General features: G+C 39.6%; 17 protein-coding genes. 4 read left to right on the top strand and 13 right to left on the bottom strand.

Annotated features, from left to right (window positions below; translation table 11 throughout):
• Positions 1-141: 141 nt before the first annotated feature.
• The 5 genes from DDV96_RS15150 to DDV96_RS15890 all read right to left on the bottom strand — a co-directional run bounded on the left by DDV96_RS15150 (position 142) and on the right by DDV96_RS15890 (position 3,456).
• Positions 142-1,800 carry a bifunctional metallophosphatase/5'-nucleotidase gene (locus tag DDV96_RS15150; protein ID WP_116695632.1) on the bottom strand — a complete coding sequence of 553 codons (1,659 nt, stop codon included), beginning with the start codon at positions 1,798-1,800 and terminating at the stop codon, positions 142-144.
• Between the two features lie 23 nt (positions 1,801-1,823).
• Complete coding sequence (locus tag DDV96_RS15145; protein ID WP_116695631.1) at positions 1,824-2,246, bottom strand: DsrE family protein; 423 nt, start codon at positions 2,244-2,246, stop codon at positions 1,824-1,826.
• A 6-nt stretch (positions 2,247-2,252) separates the two neighbouring features.
• The gene (locus DDV96_RS15140) at positions 2,253-2,651 is read right to left on the bottom strand and encodes a DoxX family protein (RefSeq protein WP_116695630.1); all 399 of its coding nucleotides are present in this window, start codon (positions 2,649-2,651) and stop codon (positions 2,253-2,255) included.
• Positions 2,652-2,776: 125 nt separating this feature from the next.
• A complete protein-coding gene (locus DDV96_RS15135) occupies positions 2,777-3,094 on the bottom strand; it encodes a hypothetical protein (RefSeq protein WP_116695629.1) in 318 nt (105 codons plus the stop codon).
• Between the two features lie 206 nt (positions 3,095-3,300).
• Entirely contained in the window at positions 3,301-3,456 is a 156-nt protein-coding gene (locus tag DDV96_RS15890; protein ID WP_165806024.1) for a hypothetical protein, read from the bottom strand.
• Positions 3,457-3,562: 106 nt separating this feature from the next.
• Between DDV96_RS15890 and DDV96_RS15130 the strand changes: the two genes are divergently transcribed.
• Positions 3,563-4,120, top strand: a complete 558-nt coding sequence (locus tag DDV96_RS15130; protein WP_116695628.1) for a YeeE/YedE family protein — start codon at positions 3,563-3,565, stop codon at positions 4,118-4,120.
• Between the two features lie 3 nt (positions 4,121-4,123).
• Positions 4,124-4,537: a DUF6691 family protein gene (locus DDV96_RS15125; protein ID WP_116695627.1), complete on the top strand. Its 414-nt coding sequence runs from the start codon at positions 4,124-4,126 to the stop codon at positions 4,535-4,537.
• Between the two features lie 270 nt (positions 4,538-4,807).
• Here DDV96_RS15125 and mnmE read toward each other — a convergent pair whose 3' ends face one another.
• Positions 4,808-6,205, bottom strand: a complete 1,398-nt coding sequence (gene mnmE / locus DDV96_RS15120; protein WP_116695626.1) for a tRNA uridine-5-carboxymethylaminomethyl(34) synthesis GTPase MnmE — start codon at positions 6,203-6,205, stop codon at positions 4,808-4,810.
• A gap of 184 nt (positions 6,206-6,389) precedes the next feature.
• On the opposite strand from mnmE, the gene DDV96_RS15115 reads away from it, so the two are divergent.
• A complete protein-coding gene (locus DDV96_RS15115) occupies positions 6,390-6,773 on the top strand; it encodes a DUF4870 domain-containing protein (protein ID WP_116695625.1) in 384 nt (127 codons plus the stop codon).
• Between the two features lie 23 nt (positions 6,774-6,796).
• Here the strand turns inward: DDV96_RS15115 and DDV96_RS15110 are convergent, their stop codons facing one another.
• From DDV96_RS15110 to DDV96_RS15075, 7 genes are all read right to left on the bottom strand, one after another.
• On the bottom strand, positions 6,797-9,079 hold the full coding sequence (locus DDV96_RS15110; protein WP_116695624.1) for a TonB-dependent receptor family protein: 2,283 nt from the start codon (positions 9,077-9,079) through the stop codon (positions 6,797-6,799).
• Between the two features lie 638 nt (positions 9,080-9,717).
• A complete protein-coding gene (locus DDV96_RS15100; RefSeq protein ID WP_116695623.1) occupies positions 9,718-10,764 on the bottom strand; it encodes a T9SS type A sorting domain-containing protein in 1,047 nt (348 codons plus the stop codon).
• A 141-nt stretch (positions 10,765-10,905) separates the two neighbouring features.
• Positions 10,906-12,024 (bottom strand): DNA polymerase III subunit beta, encoded by a 1,119-nt coding sequence (dnaN, locus tag DDV96_RS15095; RefSeq protein WP_116695622.1) that lies wholly within the window; start codon positions 12,022-12,024, stop codon positions 10,906-10,908.
• Between the two features lie 109 nt (positions 12,025-12,133).
• Positions 12,134-13,813 (bottom strand): gliding motility-associated ABC transporter substrate-binding protein GldG, encoded by a 1,680-nt coding sequence (gldG, locus tag DDV96_RS15090; protein WP_116695621.1) that lies wholly within the window; start codon positions 13,811-13,813, stop codon positions 12,134-12,136.
• Between the two features lies 1 nt (position 13,814).
• Positions 13,815-14,531 (bottom strand): gliding motility-associated ABC transporter permease subunit GldF, encoded by a 717-nt coding sequence (gene gldF / locus DDV96_RS15085; protein WP_116695620.1) that lies wholly within the window; start codon positions 14,529-14,531, stop codon positions 13,815-13,817.
• Positions 14,532-14,729: 198 nt separating this feature from the next.
• Positions 14,730-15,026, bottom strand: a complete 297-nt coding sequence (locus DDV96_RS15080; protein ID WP_116695619.1) for a putative quinol monooxygenase — start codon at positions 15,024-15,026, stop codon at positions 14,730-14,732.
• 94 nt (positions 15,027-15,120) lie between these two features.
• Positions 15,121-15,951 carry an SAM hydrolase/SAM-dependent halogenase family protein gene (locus DDV96_RS15075; protein WP_116695618.1) on the bottom strand — a complete coding sequence of 277 codons (831 nt, stop codon included), beginning with the start codon at positions 15,949-15,951 and terminating at the stop codon, positions 15,121-15,123.
• A 109-nt stretch (positions 15,952-16,060) separates the two neighbouring features.
• Here DDV96_RS15075 and DDV96_RS15070 point away from each other — a divergent pair, with 109 nt between their 5' ends.
• On the top strand, positions 16,061-17,014 hold the full coding sequence (locus DDV96_RS15070) for a PhoH family protein (protein ID WP_116695617.1): 954 nt from the start codon (positions 16,061-16,063) through the stop codon (positions 17,012-17,014).
• Positions 17,015-17,049 lie beyond the last annotated feature (35 nt).

Below are 17,049 nucleotides of genomic sequence, written 5' to 3'. Positions count from 1 at the left end.
GTATCTTTGCTCTCGGCTGAGCTGTTTATATTTCATTGCAACGCAAATTTAGCACTTGGCCAATCATTGGGGGCTAGCCCCCAATGATTTTTAATTTGAGTTGCACTTATTTGTTGAACTTAGGATTTGTTTTCATCGCTTTTATTTAAATTGATATTTTGTCTCGGGTACGGTTGAAAAGGAATTAACACCCAAATATTCACAATAGGCTCTTCCTTCTAAGGTTGGCGAAACAGGAGAGTTTTTCTGAAGATATTCTTCTACAACCTCGTGAATGGTATAATCTTTTACCTTAACATCTTTTACATTAGGCATTCTACATAGGTTGTCTAAAGGATCTCCAGGGCGAACACAAGCCGAAATGGTATAGTATTCGTTATCTTGCATTGTCTCGCCGTTTACTGTGATGCTTTTTATACGTTCTCCCTTTTCATTTTGACTGTTAAAGTCCACTTTCATCCCTGAAAATCGTACTAACCAACCACCAAAACGTTCGGTAGGGTTTTTTGAAAAAGCATTGTGCATCTCTTTTTCCAACCAATTTTTAATCTGTTTTCCGGTGGCTCTTCCTGTTTTTATTTTTTCATTTACGGGAAGTAAATTCCATAAATTGGCTCTGGTAATTGGCGCAGCTTGACCATTTTCGGGCACAATAGGGTTTCCAAACCTAAAACCATTGGAAATAGAAATATCGGCACCTGTTTTCCAACGGGCTGCATCGGTAATCATATTATCCATTGGGTTTTCTACGGTAAGGTAACGGTAGAGGGGTGTTTCAGTATATCCTACTACGGTTTCTAAATGTGCTTCGTAAGGCTCTTTTGCTTTATTTACCAATTGCTGCATTTCTGTATCGGCAGGATAAACGGCTGGATCTACATCAATAAGTTCATAATCATCGCCTACTAGCTTTCCGTCTACAAAATGTAAGGTTAGTTTCCCTACAAACGAACCAAAAGCTCCAGGCTCTGTAACCTTAGCATATTTACCTTGTATTGGTTTGCGCACACGCTCGTGGGTATCATTTCCTAATATATAGTCAACATTTTCAGAAATGGGGTTGTTAGCAAGCTCTACTTGTTTAAAAATACCAATATGGGTTACCAAAAAGAGTACATCTAGGTTTTCTTTCACCTTCAAATCATCCACTTGTTTTTTTAAATCTTCTGTCAGGCCGCTAAATGAGATTCCTTCACTAAAGATAGGGTTTTGGCGTACGGGCACATCGGGGTCGTTAATACCCATAAACCCAATGCGTACTCCTTCAATTTCTTTAATGGAATAAGCAGGAAATAAGGGTTCTTCGCTATCGTCGTGATACATATTTTGGGCAACAACATCGGTATTGTAGCCATTCATCACATCCATCATTATCTCTTTACCGTAAACTACTTCCCAATTACCCGGAATTATAACATCGTACCCCATATTCTTTATAAGCTCGGGCATTACTTTTCCATCGGAAAGCGCCGTGTAACCACTTCCTTGAATTAAATCGCCACCATCTACAATTAGGGTGCGGTTTGGATTTTTTTGACGTTCCTGTTCAAAAAGTGTTTTGATATTGGCAAGACCACCCCGATTTTTAAAAACTATCTGCTCGTTTTCCCAGAAAAGTTCAGGGTGTGTATCGAGCTGGCCGTGTATATCTGCTGTTTGTAATATAGTAACACTCAACGTATCCTTTGATGTCTCCGTAGGCTTCATAGCTTTTGATTTTTCCGGCGTGAAAGCGACAGTTACTAAGGCTAATGCTATCAAGGCAATGCTTGATACTAATATTTTATTATTTGTTTTCATTCTTTTTGTTTTTCTTTTTATAATTATAAACTAATGCTTTTGTATCCTTTCTTTTGAAGTTGGAAATTATAGAGTATTCCGTTATCAACTACTTTAATTTCTTTTGGAACATTAGCTCTGTCTATGTTGAATTTATTAAGTGAAAATCCGCAAGCAACAATTTGTACACCTGCTTTTTTAGCTTTTTTGATAAACCCACTTATTTTTTCGGTATTGGTGATATCACCTATTCCTTTTCCGCAGATAACCACTTTAAACTCTCCAAAAGCATCTCCTTCTTCTAGTTTTAAAGCTTCCGCCGTTAAAATAATGGGTTGTAATTGTGGTACTTTTTTTGTCAATACCACATAATTGTTTTTGTTGTCATTTGTTTGTTGCGCCTGTGTGGTAAGGGTTCCGAACAGGGTTAACATTAAAAAAAGGGAACTAAATAAATACGTTTTCATTTTTGTTTATTTTAAAAGGTTATTGGTGTCATTCAGTACAAAAAAGAGAAGTCCACCGATAATTGCTATATTTTTAAAGAGCGGTCCAAGAGTTGTAATCTGGCCCACTTGAATGGTTAATGTAATAGGTATTAAAACTGCCATTAGTACAATTGCTGCCCACTTGGTTTTATAACCAATGAGAAACAGAAAACCAGCTATGAGCATTACGATACCAGATAGTATAATAAGCCATTGGGGTTCGCCAAAAAAATAAGCGATACCTTTAAAATTGGCTTGTTCAATACGTTGGATGGTTTTTTCTACATTAAGCAAGTGATTAAAACTTGCAACGAGAAATATGCCACTTACCAGTATACGTAACAATTGTACAGAACGACGGCTTACTAAAATTTTGGTAGCCATTGTAAAATAGTTAAAAGAGTGTTTTCTTTTGTGCGATGTCTTTCCGCAATAAATAGATACAGCTTAATTCTTGTTTACGAACAGCCTCTACGGAAGAATCGACTTAAAAAATCATTAAATAGAAATTATGCCAAGCGGGGTGGCGGAGAATCATTATCTAGGTAAGGATAACTTAAATTGGAAGAAAAATTAGTGTTTAATACAGTAATAGGGCTTAAGATAGTTGATTCCCAAGAGAAAAGTTCAAATTGAAATTGGGAGGTGCAAACACCCGTTAATGCAACAATTTGTGACGAACCGAAGTCTATTTGCGAAAAATCTGCTGTTTTATCGGTGCTCTCTTGAAAATTTTCTTTTTCACAAAAAGGTTTTACAAAAGAAATTCCTTTTCCGTTAAACAACGCATTCAGCCCATTTGCATCTATGGCAACAAGTTTTACCATAAACACCAAGGTTAACAATATCGATATGTAAACTTTACTTTTCACGAATTAAGACAAAAATAGAAATAATTATAAGTTTGGTTTGTAACTTTTGTTACTTAACTCTCTAAAACTCCAAAACAAAAGGTGCGGTAGCTTGTTAAACATCTATGCCACATATATAATCCTACAGATATATTATGAGGGCAATTGTAACAAGCAACTATTTATTTTAGCACCTGAAAAGCCCAAACAATCAATAGAAAGCCAATACCAGTAATAGCAGGTGCAGGAATCTTCATAACAATGCCTATTACAAGCATTGCAATAGCGGTTAAAGCGAGCAATATAGAAATCAAGTTTATTTTTTTATTACGTGTCATAGTTTTTATTTTTATTCAAATTAAGAAAATAAAATTGATACTACTGTAACTATTGTTACTAACTGGACCTATTAAAACTGTCATCTTTGCACAAAAATTATTTAATATGGATTTTATATATGAACCTTGGCCGTGGTACGTAGGCGGACCACTTATTGCACTTGTAATGTTTATCTTGTTGCTTGTAGGAAAGCAATTTGGTATGTCATCGAACCTGAGAACTGCCTGTGCGGCAGTCGGTGGTGGCAAAGCAGCCGACTTCTTTAAATTTGATTGGAAAGCACAACGCTGGAATTTAATGGTGGTGTTGGGTGCCGTAATCGGTGGTTTTATTGCTACAAATTATATGAGCAATAACACTGTTGAAATTAATCCCAACGTGGCACAACAACTCGCAGAAGATTATCAAATAACAAGTGCTGGCGAAAGTTATTTACCTCCTGAAATTTTTGCGGCAGATGCGTTAAGCAATCCGTTTATCATTAGCATACTATTAGTAGGCGGTCTATTAGTTGGTTTTGGTGCGCGATATGCTGGCGGCTGTACATCTGGTCATTCCATTTCTGGAATAAGCAACCTTCAGTTGCCATCTCTTATAGCCACCATAGGCTTTTTTATAGGTGGGCTGATAATGGTTCATTTATTTTACCCTTTAATCTTTTAAACTATGCGTTATTTTATATATTTAGTTATCGGTATTTTCTTCGGAATTATAATGTTCAAATCTGAAGCAGCATCTTGGTTCCGTATTTATGAAATGTTTCAATTTGGCAGTTTCCATATGTACGGAATTATGGGTTCAGCCTTGGTGCTTGGAGTCATAGGCGTACAGCTTATAAAACGTAAAAACATAAAGCCCTTCGATGGCAGCGAAATGAGCCTTACACCAAAAAACAAAAGTGTGCCTCGCTATTTAATAGGCGGTATTATTTTCGGGTTGGGTTGGGCACTTGCAGGTGCTTGTCCAGGCCCTATGTATGTGCTCGCAGGCGCAGGTTATGCATCTATCTTGATAGTGATTTTTGGCGCTATCGCTGGCACGTTTTTGTATGGATTGGTTAAGGGTAGGTTGCCGCATTAGAAGTTGACTACACTGCCCAAAGCATTTTGTCTTTATAAAATTCAATATAAAGATTTGTCATAGCACTTTTCAATTTTTTCTTTCTGAGATGGATTTTCACCCGAGGTGTAATTTTTACACCTCGGGTGTAAAAAATAATTTCGAGGTGTAAATTAGATGTAATAAAAGTATAAAAACCGAATAATCAAGAGAAGGTAAACTTTGAGAGCTGTTATCAAAAATTTGATTTACAGTAAATTAACAGCAAATGAAATCAAATAAAATTACTGTCTACTTCCCGATGCAAAAATTAGCAAAAATATTACCTAACAACTCGTCATTACTGATTTCCCCAGTGATTTCACCAAAGTAATATAAGGCTTGACGAATATCTATCGCCATGAGATCGCTACTTAAATTGCTGTCTATGCCTTGTTGTACTTTATGGATTTCTTCCAATGCTTTTAAAAGGGCATCATAATGGCGGGTGTTGGTAACAATGGTTTCGTTGTTACGTAACGCTCCAGTATTTACAAAATCGAGTAGGGTAGATTGAAGCTCTTCGACACCTTCTCCTGTTTTAGCAGAAAGTAATTTGAGATTTGGGATTTGAGATTTAAGATTTGAGATTTTCTCAGGCGACAGTTGATCTACTTTGTTGGCAATAATCACCAAGGGTTTTTGAGGAAATTTGTTTTTAATTTTCTCTATTTCAACTTTTCTCTTCTTAATTACATCGGAACCACTAGTTAATTGAACACTATCTACAAGCAACACAACCACCTGCGCTTGCTCCATTTTTTCAAAAGTCTTTTTTATGCCCAAGCCTTCAATGGTATCGGTCGTTTCCCTAATTCCAGCAGTATCGATAAACCGGAAGCCAATGCCACCAATGGTAATTTCATCTTCAATGGTGTCACGCGTAGTACCGGCAATGTCGCTTACAATGGCGCGCTCTTCGTTTAATAACGCATTCAATAATGTTGATTTCCCCACATTCGGTTCGCCCACAATGGCTACTGGAATTCCGTTTTTCAACACATTCCCCGTGGCAAAGGAGTCAATCAATCGTTTTAAAACATGGGTGATTCGGGTTATTAATTTCTGGAATTCATCGCGATTGGCAAATTCCACATCTTCTTCGGCAAAGTCTAATTCTAATTCAATTAAAGACGCGAAGTCTAACAGCTCTTGGCGCAATTTTTTTATTTCCGAAGAAAAACCGCCGCGCATTTGTTGCATGGCCAGTTGGTGCGAAGCGGCCGAATCACTACTTATCAAATCGGCCACGGCTTCAGCTTGGCTTAAGTCCATTTTTCCGTTTAAGAAAGCCCGAAGAGTAAATTCCCCGGCTTGAGCCATACGGCAACCGTTCCGAAGGCATAGTTGTATTATTTCCTGTTGAATGTAACTGCTGCCGTGGCACGAAAACTCAACCACATTTTCCCCAGTGTAACTATTGGGGTTTTTAAACACCGTAGCCAAAACTTGGTCTATCACACGGGTACCGTCCACGATATTCCCAAGATGCACGGTGTGTGTTTTCTGCTTCGCTAAGTTTTTGCCAGAAACAGAAGCAAACAAATTGGCGGCAATGGCAATGGCATCGGGCCCTGAAAGCCTGATGATGGCAATGGCGCCGGCTCCCGATGGGGTGGCTAAAGCTACAATGGTATCGGTGTGTGTCATAAATTCTTGTACTACGGCTAAACTATATTTATTTTGAAATGCTCAGTATAAACTTCGGCAGGAGTCTCATGCCTGCCATATTTTAAGTTGCAAAAATACATAATTCCTTTGGCGATAGGATTAACTGTAACATTTTATCACATTTTACTACCTATAAGGTACAGCATCAAAATCAATCATAAAAATGGAAGTAATCAATCCCACACCACAAACACAAAGCACTACTGCAAAACGCTACGACAACCAGTTACTGGTCATCACACATGTATCTCAATTGTTAACGTATGTTACCGGATTTGGCGGCCTTATTGTGCCACTGATTCTATGGCTTACCCAAAGAGACAAAGTAGTGGGAATGAACGAACACGGCAAGGCGATCGTTAATTTTCAGCTGACCTTGATTTTATTGACTATCATAAGCATTCCTGCCATACTACTATTAGGTTTAGGAATTTTAATGCTCATTTTTATAGGTATTGTGGCCTTTGTGTTACCCATTGTCAATGCAGTAAGGGCCAGCAATAATCAACCACCAAGTCTTTTTATGACTATTCCGTTTATAGGATAGTATTTCTTCTGAAATGAGATGCCTTAAAAAGTATATTGAATTTGTAAACTACTGTAATAATTACGGGGTAAACCAGGGTAGTAGTACCGAGGTTCACTTCCACCAAAACCAGAAGCATTAATTAAAATTGAGGAGGCATACGTAGAGTTAGTTACATTATTAATGCCTGCTGAAAGCCGGATATAAAAAGTAGCTGCTATCGCCCTTTTATATTCGGCTTGTATATTTAACAGGTTGTACGACTCCCTATACAACGAATTACTATCGGTTATTGGTTGACTACCAATATATCTGAAATTTGAAGACAGGCCTAACCCAGAATTATGATAGATACGTACTCCTGTGGTTATTTTTTTATCAGGTACACCAGTGAGGTCATTTCCTGAAAAATCGTCTGCTTCGTCCACAAAATCAATAAACTTATGAAAGTTGAATTCTGTATTTAAAAAGGGATTAACTTCAAGTACAGATGCTATTTTAAAAGTATAATCTGCTTGAAACTCCAAACCTCGATGATGGGTTTTGCCAGCATTCCTGCCAATGTATTGATCGTCGCCCACACGTTCGGCCACCAATAAATTGGATATGGATAGTAAATAAGCAGAAGATTTAATACGTAAACTTCGGTTAAAGAAATAGAGCTCAGTTCCTATTTCATAATTCCAACCGGTTTCAGGACCAATTTCGGGGTTGATGACTCCATCAGGTGTCAACGTTTCTTCCAGACTGGGATAATTAAAACCCCGGCTAATATTTCCGAAGAAAACCCTATTAGCCGATGCTGTATATAAAAAAGTGATACTGGGTGCAAAAATGGCGTCGAAATTCCTATCTGCAGAAGTATTACTTGCGCCCGTATTAAACTCATCTTTATAGCTGTATGTTGTTTTATTGATGTTGAGGCCTAACTCTGTTTCAAGCGTTGAACTAAGGGATATTTTGGTTGTGGCAAATGCATTCAGTTGTTTTCTAACTTCTTTATTCTTGCTAAGTAAATTACCTTCCAAGCTACCTTGGCCGTTGTTTTTTTCATATAAATTTTCAATCGTTTTCCAACGGTATTCGTCTTGGTACCATTCAGCACCGTAGTTCACACTGGCTTGTTGTTGGTTAAAGATAAATTTTTTTTCAAACACTGTTCGGGCGCCGTAACCATTGGTTAATTCATCGAGAATATTAAAAGGGCGTGGCTCATAATGATCTAAATAGGTATAATACACACTCGTGGTATTGCTAAACGTTTCTGAAAATTTACTAGAGAAACTAAGTCCAGTCACCGTTTGGCGGTTGTCTTCATAACCTTTGGAAGCATCCCATGTAAAAGCAGCTTGCGAAGGGTCTTCGGTAAAATCGGTTAGCCCCAAAGAACTCGGAATTTGAGCGTTGTTGTTGAGATGGTTTATTAGAAAGGAAAGGCTGTACTTTTCATTAAATTGATAATCTGTGTTTAGAAAATAACTATTCCGATTGTACCGGCTGTTATCGCGATAGCCGTCCTGTTGCAGGTGATCGTAATTAAAATGAATCGAAAGCTTGTCATCTTTTATAGAAGCGCTTACTGTATTTTTAAACAATCCGTACGACCCCGCTGTTGTTGTATTTGAAATTTTAACTTCGCTTTTTAGTGGCTCTTTTGAATTGAGCAGTAACGTTCCACCAAGGTTAGTTCCATATTGCGTAGCTTTTGGACCTTTAATAATTTCAACATTCTGTATGTCGTTGGCGTCGTACGTGTCAATTGCGGTTTCACCTACACCGTTGGTGATGGGAATACCATTAAAGTAAGCCCGTATTTTATTGGTGCCGTACAAGGTGCGGGAACCTACGCCACGAATGGTAATTCGGTTGGTATTGATAGCGCCTTGCTGAATGTACACGCCGGGCGTTTCATTAATCGCTGAAACCAAATCGACCGGGCTATAGGTTTCAATTGTTTTAGAGGAAATATTTGAAGTAGGTACGAGCACACCACTTTCTTTTTGAAACTTGGAAGCTAAAACAACAGTTTCTAATTGTTCGGCTTCTTTTGTTTTTTTCAGAATATAGGTATTTCCTGTTTCTGAAATAGTGAAAGTTTCAGTATAATAATCAGGATGTTGCAATAAAATGGTAGTAGGAAGTTCAATTTCCGAAGAGAATGTAAATTCCCCATTGACATTCGTATTGACTTTTATGGAATTGGCAACTGTTATCGAAACACTTTCAATTGGGTTGCCATTTTCTGAAATAACCTTCCCTGTAAATTGAGCAGCACCATTAAAAAAGACGGCTATAAGCATAACCGCCGTAGCATATTTTTTAAACATAAGAAGGTTGTTACTGTTGTTTAACGTACTTTTTTGTTTATGTTCAAAGTTATGTAATTTTAAAAGAAGCCCAATGGTTATATTATCTGGGTATCGATTAATTGTTCAACATTTCGTTAAAGAAACGACTGTTGAAGCCTATTTACATATCGTCACCTTGATAGTCACTGGTTAAACGCTCTTCTGCTTTATTAATGTAATCAACATCTTTCGCAGAAATATTAAGTTCAGAACGTGCAATCTTCTGTTCCTTAAAAATAAATTTCTTATTTAAGTTAAATTTATAAGATTATGAATTCAAGACCACTATCTGTATTAATACTATTATTATACTACTTTTCATATTCACAACAAATTTGGATCCCGACAAGACTAAGTAAAACGTTGCTCTAAATTCCAATAAAGAGGATTTAGCAAACATAAAGACTAAACAATGAGGGCTTACGAGATGTTCCGATAAAGGTTCCAATGCCTCAGAACTTTATGATACCTAAATAGTGATTGTAGGCTTTCCCGCACTTGATAGTTCAATTGAGGACTTTTATGAAGCTGAAGCACCAAATTTTAGTCCATAACTTCAATCTAAGTATCCAAATATTTAGGCTTATCGTAGTGCCAAATTTATAAGTGAAAAAAGATCAATTTTTTATGAAGCGATAGTTAGCGCCATTTGCCAACGAAAGAAAATAGCCTCCTTGGGCAAGATTTACCGTATTTATTTTGCCGTTTGGAGTGATAATTCCCTGTGAAATTTTGGTGCCAAGCATACTAAAAAGGGTATAGGGAATGGATTCCTTGAGATTTGAAATTTTTAAATAATCGCGGGCCGGATTGGGAAAAAGCTGGTGGCCATTTTTGAAAATCTGGTTTTCAACGCCCAAAATATTTTCCACTTTCGAAATTTTATTTGCCCCACCTTCCAAAATATAAAGGGTACTGCCCGACAGTTCAATGTCCAGTGGAAGATTAAGCCCGGTGACCAGGTCGGTAGCCGTGGTGGCACCGTCGGTAAGGTCCTTTACCGAAATCTTATTATCATTCCGTTCGGTTATGTACAGATTGTTGTTACGTATGCGTAAACCAATGGGGCGGTTTATGCCGGTTACCACATCGGTAGGTTGGGTAATACCGCTGGTAACGTCTACTTTTGAGATCCTATTGGCCTGCCCTTGCCCCATGTAAAGCATATTTTCGAGAAGTGCGAGGCCAGTGGGATTGAAATTCACCGTAGAAGTGGCAACCACTTCGGGGGTTGGATTTGTATCCGTTACGTCGAATCGGGCCACGATGTCGGCATTGTTGTCTGAATAGTACATGGTGTCGCCATCCAAAAGGAGAAAGTTGGGCGTATTGAGCCCAGAAATGACGGTTTCTAAAGTTGGGGTGGGGTCGCTCACGTCAATTTTGGAAATACGGCCTGCATTAAATTCCGCAATGTATAGGATATTGCCGCCCTTGGCCATGCCAGCGGCAGTGGTGAGGCCGCCTATCACCGAAACCGGCGTAGGGGAGCTCTGGGTAACATCAATCTTAAACACCTCCGAGGGTGTGGAATAGTACAGGTCGTTGCCATCCATCAACAATCTTGAGGGATTGGCCAGCCCCGTAATAACATCAATGGTTTGGGCATTTATGGCCGTTATGCCGCAAAGAAAGAATACTAAAAAAGCGTAAAATGGTTTCATAATTGTTTGGTTTAAGGATTACAGTTGTAAGTACATCGGCCCAAACCAAAAATGTCATCCAAAATTTCAAATATTTTTTCCGTGTATAAAAAAAGCCCCCCTCTCGGCGGACTTTTAAAAACTTTTCTTAAGCTGTAATCGCTAATTATTGAGCATCACCGGCATCACAAGCATGGTAACTTGTTCACCTTCGTCCAAGCCATCTACAGGAGTTAAAATCCCAGCGCGGTTTGGTAAAGACATTTCTAAAGAAACGTGGTCGCTGGTGAGGTTGTTTAGCATTTCGGTAAGAAAACGCGAATTGAACCCTATTTGCATATCGTCACCCTTATAATCGCAGGTTAACCGCTCTTCGGCCTTGTTGCTGTAGTCCACATCTTCTGCGGAAATGTTCAACTCAGATCCGGCAATTTTCAACCGTATTTGGTGGGTGGTTTTGTTTGAGAAAATAGACACCCGCCGTACCGAATTTAAAAACTGATTGCGGTCTATGCTCAACTGGTTGGGGTTTTCTTTTGGGATTACCGCTTCGTAGTTGGGATATTTCCCGTCGATGAGACGGCAGACCATTTCGGTGTTTTCAAAAGTGAACTTGGCGTTGCTCTCGTTGTATTCGATGGTCACATCTTCTTCACTACCGGCCAAGATGCTTTTTAATAGGTTCAGTGGTTTTTTAGGCATGATGAATTCGGCCGTTTCCGAGGCAGTAACATCTTCCCGTGAATACTTTACCAGTTTGTGGGCATCGGTGGCCACAAAGGTGAGCCCTTCGGTTGAAAACTGAAAAAACACCCCGCTCATTACCGGGCGCAGATCGTCATTACCGGTAGCGAAAAATGTTTTGTCTATGGCCGTTGCCAAAATATCACCTTGCAGTACGGTTGCCGAAGGATCGTTCAGTTCCACCGCATTGGGAAACTCTTCGCCATCGGCATACGCCAAGGCATATTTACCGTGGTTGCTGCTTATCTCTACCGTATTGTTGTCTTCAACGGTAAAGGTCAAAGGTTGTTCAGGAAATGTTTTTAAGGTGTCCAACAGCAAACGGGCCGGGATGCAAACGCTTCCTTTTTCGCTGCTTTCCACTTCCAGTTTTGATGAAACCGTCGTTTCCAGGTCGGAAGCCGAAACGGTAAGTGAACTTCCGTCAAGGTTGAATAAAAAATTGTCTAAAATAGGAAGTGTGTTGTTATTGTTGATGATGCCACCAAGCACTTGTAGTTGTTTCAGTAAATACGAACTCGATACAATGAATTTCATTCTCTATATTTTGTGGAAATAGTTGATTTTCAATTTCTACTGAATAGTATTCAGTTTACCTACAAATATATCTGAAATGGGACGGTTATGAAAACTATTTTATTAACAGTTAACGCATATAGCGCCGCTTTCTGAAATATTGAAAGAAAATTCCAAATATAGCAAGTAACCCCAACGGTAACAGGATGTTAATAAGTTGCCATTGGGTGCGCTGCTCAGCTGTTTTTTGCGGATCGAGGAATGGAACGGCAATTTTTTTGCTTCGAATGTTTATAAGTCCGCTGTCGTCCAGTAGGTAATTGACCGTATTCAACAAAAACTCCTTGTTTCCGTAGAAGGATTGGGTGAATTTATCGAAACCCAACTCCAGTGGTCGGTTCCCATCTAATTGGTTTTTTATGACGTCGCCATCGCTAATCACTACCATTTTTGTTGGAACAGAAATATCACTGTTTTCTGGATTTTGAAATGGTTTTACCCTATTGGTAAATGCGGAAGGGAATTTGCCTTTCAACAATACGGCCAGAGGTTTTTCCCCAGCGTTGTATTGTGCCGGGTCTGGACCTTCGTTTACTGTTTGTAGGTTTTCGGGAATTTCGGTATCTAAATTGATTTCATAAGGCAGCCCAACCACATCGGTTATGGGCGATGAAGAAAGCAGCACGGTTTTATTTACCGAATTAGGAAGCGTGTCGATCGTGCTGGCATAATCAAACTTTACTGCTTCAATGTTCGTGACAATAGGATGGTTGTTGGCACTGCTGCTCAACGGACTGAAAAACCACGGATAGCGGTTGTACTGGGAATCCCGTTCGCTGCCTTGCGCCAGAACGATAGGGGCGGAATAGACGTCCTTGACCAAGTTTGGATTGATGCGCAGCCCGTACTTAAAGAAAAAATCATTCAGGTGAAGATCTTTTCCAAAGGCAAAGGTATTGCCGCTTATTGTATCCACTTTGTTTTCTGTGGCATCGATAAGCCAAAGCGAGCGGCCGCCATTCATTGTAAATTGGTCCAGAATATACTTTTCGGCATCGGAAAAAGCTTCGGTAGGCTTGGCTGCAATGATGAGATCAAAATCATTAAGTTGCCGTAAGGTTTTATTGGGCGAAACGGCAGCTGAATCTAACGTGAAAGGCGCTAAAAAGTAGTAGTCTTTTAAGGTAGAAAGGAAATCGGCCACATAGCGATCGCTCAACTCGTTGTTTCCCTTTAAGATGGCGACTTTCCGTTTTTTCGGGTTAATCAACTTGTTAAAACCATCGGCAAAGGCATATTCCAGATTTTGAATTGAGTTGTTTACCCGCTCTTGCATGGTGGTACCCAGTTGGTTTTTGAGCAAAGGAATGGCGACGCTTTTTTCGTTGTAATAGGCAAGTGCCCAAGGGAAAACCGTTTCGGTGCTAACCTTTCCGCTTTCGCGAACTTCCACTTGCGCGCCCATCATATCCCGGTTGGCAAATTCTTTTTGCAAGCTTTGCGGGTCATCCACTTTCATGGGGTTGATGAACTCGTATTTTATGTTTGGGTTATATGCGGAAAATTCTTCCAGCATCTGCTTGGTTTCCGATTGCAGCCGGTTGAATTCGGCCGGGAGGTCGCCTTCCAAAAAAACATCAATTACTATAGGCGAGTTAGCTGTAGTTATGGTTTGCTTTGCTGCTTCAGAAAGGGTATATCGTTTGTCTTGCGTAAGATCGAAGCGTTTGTAAACGTAGGACGAAATTACATTTACCACAATAAATGCAAGCACGGCTACAACGATATATTGAATGTTTTTTTTATTCATATCAGTTGCGTTTTTTCAGCTTTAGCACGGTAAACGATATAAAAAGGGCAGCAATACTCAAAAAGTAAATAATATCCCTTGTATCCAGTACGCCACGGGCAACGCTGTCAAAATGGGCTTTCATCCCCAATGTTTCAATTGGGAAATCGATACCTAAATTGGTAATACCTTCAAAGCCATAATACAATACAAAACATGAAAACACTGAAATTATAAATGCTACAATTTGGTTTTGCGAAAGGGTAGAAGAGAAGATGCCAATTGCGGTATAAGCCAGAACCAAAAAGAGCAGGCCAATGTAGGAACCCACAGTACTGCCAACATCCCAATTTCCTTGTGGATTACCTAATTGTGAAATGGTAACGATATACAATAAAGTAGGGATCAATGCTATGATGATAAGCAGGACAGCCCCGAAATATTTACCCAGCACGATGTTTTTTATTGAAATGGGCTTGGTCAATAACAATTCCAACGTGCCCGTTTTCAGCTCGTCGCTAAAGCTCCGCATCGTTACTGCTGGAATTAGAAACAATAAAACCCAAGGCGCTAACTGAAAAAAAGACGACAGATCGGCAAAACCGGCATCGAGAATATTATAATCACCACTAAAAATCCAAAGGAACAGGCCGTTAATCAACAGAAATATACCTACAACCAAATACCCTATGGGGCTGGCGAAGAAAGCTGTTATTTCACGTTTTATTAATGCGGTCATTTAATTTTTTTTATTATCTGGGGCTTTGATACGATCCCGAAGCGCTTCGCTTTCGGGATCACTCAGCCACCTAAAAATTGATATTATAAATTATATTTTGCTCCAGCATCCAGCATCGGTATTTTCGGTACAAATTTGCGATACCTACCGGTCTCCCGAATTCACTCAAACACCTTTTTGGAAAAGCAGCATCTAGCATCAACCTAAGCTATACAACGTATCCACACTCCAAGCGGCGGCTTTCTCTTTAAATTTTGGCTTTGTTTTGGCCCAAACGCCTTTAAATAAATCACTGTGGCGGTAGGCTTCCAAAGCTGCTTCATCTTTCCAACGGCTATAGGTAAAAAAGATTGTTTGGTTGTGTTTATCACGGTACAATTCTAAAAATTCGCAGCCGGGAAAACTTCTTATTTTGTCTTTTATGGTTTCAAAATTAGCAAGAAAAGAAGAAACCTCCTTCGCTTTAAACTCCATTTTTACAATTCTGGTAAACATAACGTGTTTTACTTTATTTTAAGAAAAACTTTTTCCAATCATGATTGCTGAGCGCCTGCCAGAATGAAATCCTTTCGGGCTGTGGATCAAAGTACTATTTAAAATTAACCGAAATCGTGTCCCAGTACGCTAACCCAAAAAGGGTAGCGGCGCTGCCCACAGTGTTGGGATTGCTTTTGTAAATGGCCAGCTCCAGATAGTTGGAAGAGTTCCACAACGCCAGATTTTTTCCGTCCTCCTCCCGTTTGTTGGGCGGAACCTCAAAATTGATGGCTTCGCTATAGTGTGAAAAAATCTCTTTAAACTCTGCAGTCCGTGCCCGTACGGTAAAGTCGCGGCCTTTTCCCACTTCTTCAAACAATGGCTTGGTAATGTTGCTGATCACGTTTCCGTAGTTGTCAATGTAAATGACGTTGCCCACAATCTGGTTGTTTTCACTGTTCACCACTGGCCGTAGCCCCCGTATTTCCTTGATATCTGTAATCGTTTTTCCAATAACGTCCAAACTGCCGCCACGGGCAATATGGCAGGCTACTTTTACAAACACGTCCAGCACCGGAAAGTTGGTCTCTACGCGGTCGTGGATATTGATTTCCACAATTTTTTCAGGTTTTATTTCTGAAGCCAACAGGGAAATAATTCCGTTATTGGCACAAATAAAATAATGACCGTCTAAATAAACGGCAATATGCTTGTTTTCAGGGTTCAATTCTGAGTCGATCCCGATGACGTGTATGGTTTCTTTTGGGAAACTCCGGTATGCGTTTTGAATGATATAGGCAGCTTCAGTAATGTGAAACGGCGATACCGAATGCGAAATGTCAACAATCCTTACATCGGGCAATTCACTGTAAACAGCGCCTTTTACTGCTCCTGCAAAGTGATCTTTCTCTCCAAAATCAGTAGTAAGGGTAATGATGGGCATTGTGAATTGTTGATATATTGTTGAAACAAGTACCACAAAAATAAGGTACTTTTGTTATAGGAAAAACTATATTTACAATTAGTATGAAATCTTATAAACAATCCTGCTTTTGAACGAACTCATTATTGAATTGACCGAAGTAAGCCCTCGCGAATTTTTTGGGCTTCAGAATGGAAATATCGACCTGCTCAAAAAGTTTTTCCCAAAACTGAAAATCGTTGCCCGGGGCAGCAAAATAAAAGCTTATGGCGACGAAGAGGTATTGGAAGAATTCGATAAACGCCTCACTATGCTGCTGGAGCATTTTGGCAAATACAATAAGATAGACGAGAACATCATCGAGCGGATATTGCAAAGCGAAAGCAAAGAAGATTATGAAACCCCCGTGAGTGCCGGTGACGTTCTGGTACACGGGGTTAGTGGTAAATTGATAAAAGCCCAAACTGCCAACCAGCGCAAACTGGTAACCCTTATGGGCAAGAACGACATGGTTTTTGCTGTTGGCCCTGCTGGAACCGGAAAAACCTATACCGGCGTCGCTTTGGCCGTGAAGGCTTTAAAAGAAAAGCAAGTAAAACGCATTATTTTAACCCGTCCTGCAGTTGAAGCCGGCGAAAATTTAGGATTCCTTCCAGGCGATTTAAAAGAAAAACTCGATCCGTATATGCAACCGCTTTATGATGCTTTGCGTGATATGATTCCACACGAAAAACTGGAATCGCACATCGAAAAAGGGGTCATTCAAATTGCGCCTATGGCTTTTATGCGTGGCCGCACACTGGACAATGCTTTTGTAATTCTCGATGAGGCCCAAAACACTACCCACGCACAAATGAAAATGTTCCTTACCCGTATGGGGAAAAACGCCAAGTTTATGATCACTGGCGACCCGGGACAAATCGATTTACCACGGCGCGTTATTTCAGGATTAAAAGAGGCCTTATTGGTTTTGAAAGATATTCCGGGCGTTGGGGTTATTTATCTGGACGATAAAGACGTTATACGCCACAGGCTGGTTAAAAAAGTAATTGCCGCCTACAAATCAATTGAAAACGTTGACTAATTGCTATAAAACATGTTATTTACTGAAAACTGCCT

The sequence above is a fragment of the Marixanthomonas spongiae genome, from assembly GCF_003095375.1.
Classification (GTDB): domain Bacteria; phylum Bacteroidota; class Bacteroidia; order Flavobacteriales; family Flavobacteriaceae; genus Marixanthomonas; species Marixanthomonas spongiae.
This window is presented reverse-complemented; position numbering and strand designations above follow the sequence as displayed.

Coding starts and splice junctions, on each gene's coding strand:
- DDV96_RS15150 (WP_116695632.1), bottom strand. CDS start 1,800: ATGAAAACAAATAATAAAATATTAGTATCAAGCATTGCCTTGATAGCA.
- DDV96_RS15145 (WP_116695631.1), bottom strand. CDS start 2,246: ATGAAAACGTATTTATTTAGTTCCCTTTTTTTAATGTTAACCCTGTTC.
- DDV96_RS15140 (WP_116695630.1), bottom strand. CDS start 2,651: ATGGCTACCAAAATTTTAGTAAGCCGTCGTTCTGTACAATTGTTACGT.
- DDV96_RS15135 (WP_116695629.1), bottom strand. CDS start 3,094: ATGGTAAAACTTGTTGCCATAGATGCAAATGGGCTGAATGCGTTGTTT.
- DDV96_RS15890 (WP_165806024.1), bottom strand. CDS start 3,456: ATGACACGTAATAAAAAAATAAACTTGATTTCTATATTGCTCGCTTTA.
- DDV96_RS15130 (WP_116695628.1), top strand. CDS start 3,563: ATGGATTTTATATATGAACCTTGGCCGTGGTACGTAGGCGGACCACTT.
- DDV96_RS15125 (WP_116695627.1), top strand. CDS start 4,124: ATGCGTTATTTTATATATTTAGTTATCGGTATTTTCTTCGGAATTATA.
- mnmE (WP_116695626.1), bottom strand. CDS start 6,205: ATGACACACACCGATACCATTGTAGCTTTAGCCACCCCATCGGGAGCC.
- DDV96_RS15115 (WP_116695625.1), top strand. CDS start 6,390: ATGGAAGTAATCAATCCCACACCACAAACACAAAGCACTACTGCAAAA.
- DDV96_RS15110 (WP_116695624.1), bottom strand. CDS start 9,079: ATGTTTAAAAAATATGCTACGGCGGTTATGCTTATAGCCGTCTTTTTT.
- DDV96_RS15100 (WP_116695623.1), bottom strand. CDS start 10,764: ATGAAACCATTTTACGCTTTTTTAGTATTCTTTCTTTGCGGCATAACG.
- dnaN (WP_116695622.1), bottom strand. CDS start 12,024: ATGAAATTCATTGTATCGAGTTCGTATTTACTGAAACAACTACAAGTG.
- gldG (WP_116695621.1), bottom strand. CDS start 13,813: ATGAATAAAAAAAACATTCAATATATCGTTGTAGCCGTGCTTGCATTT.
- gldF (WP_116695620.1), bottom strand. CDS start 14,531: ATGACCGCATTAATAAAACGTGAAATAACAGCTTTCTTCGCCAGCCCC.
- DDV96_RS15080 (WP_116695619.1), bottom strand. CDS start 15,026: ATGTTTACCAGAATTGTAAAAATGGAGTTTAAAGCGAAGGAGGTTTCT.
- DDV96_RS15075 (WP_116695618.1), bottom strand. CDS start 15,951: ATGCCCATCATTACCCTTACTACTGATTTTGGAGAGAAAGATCACTTT.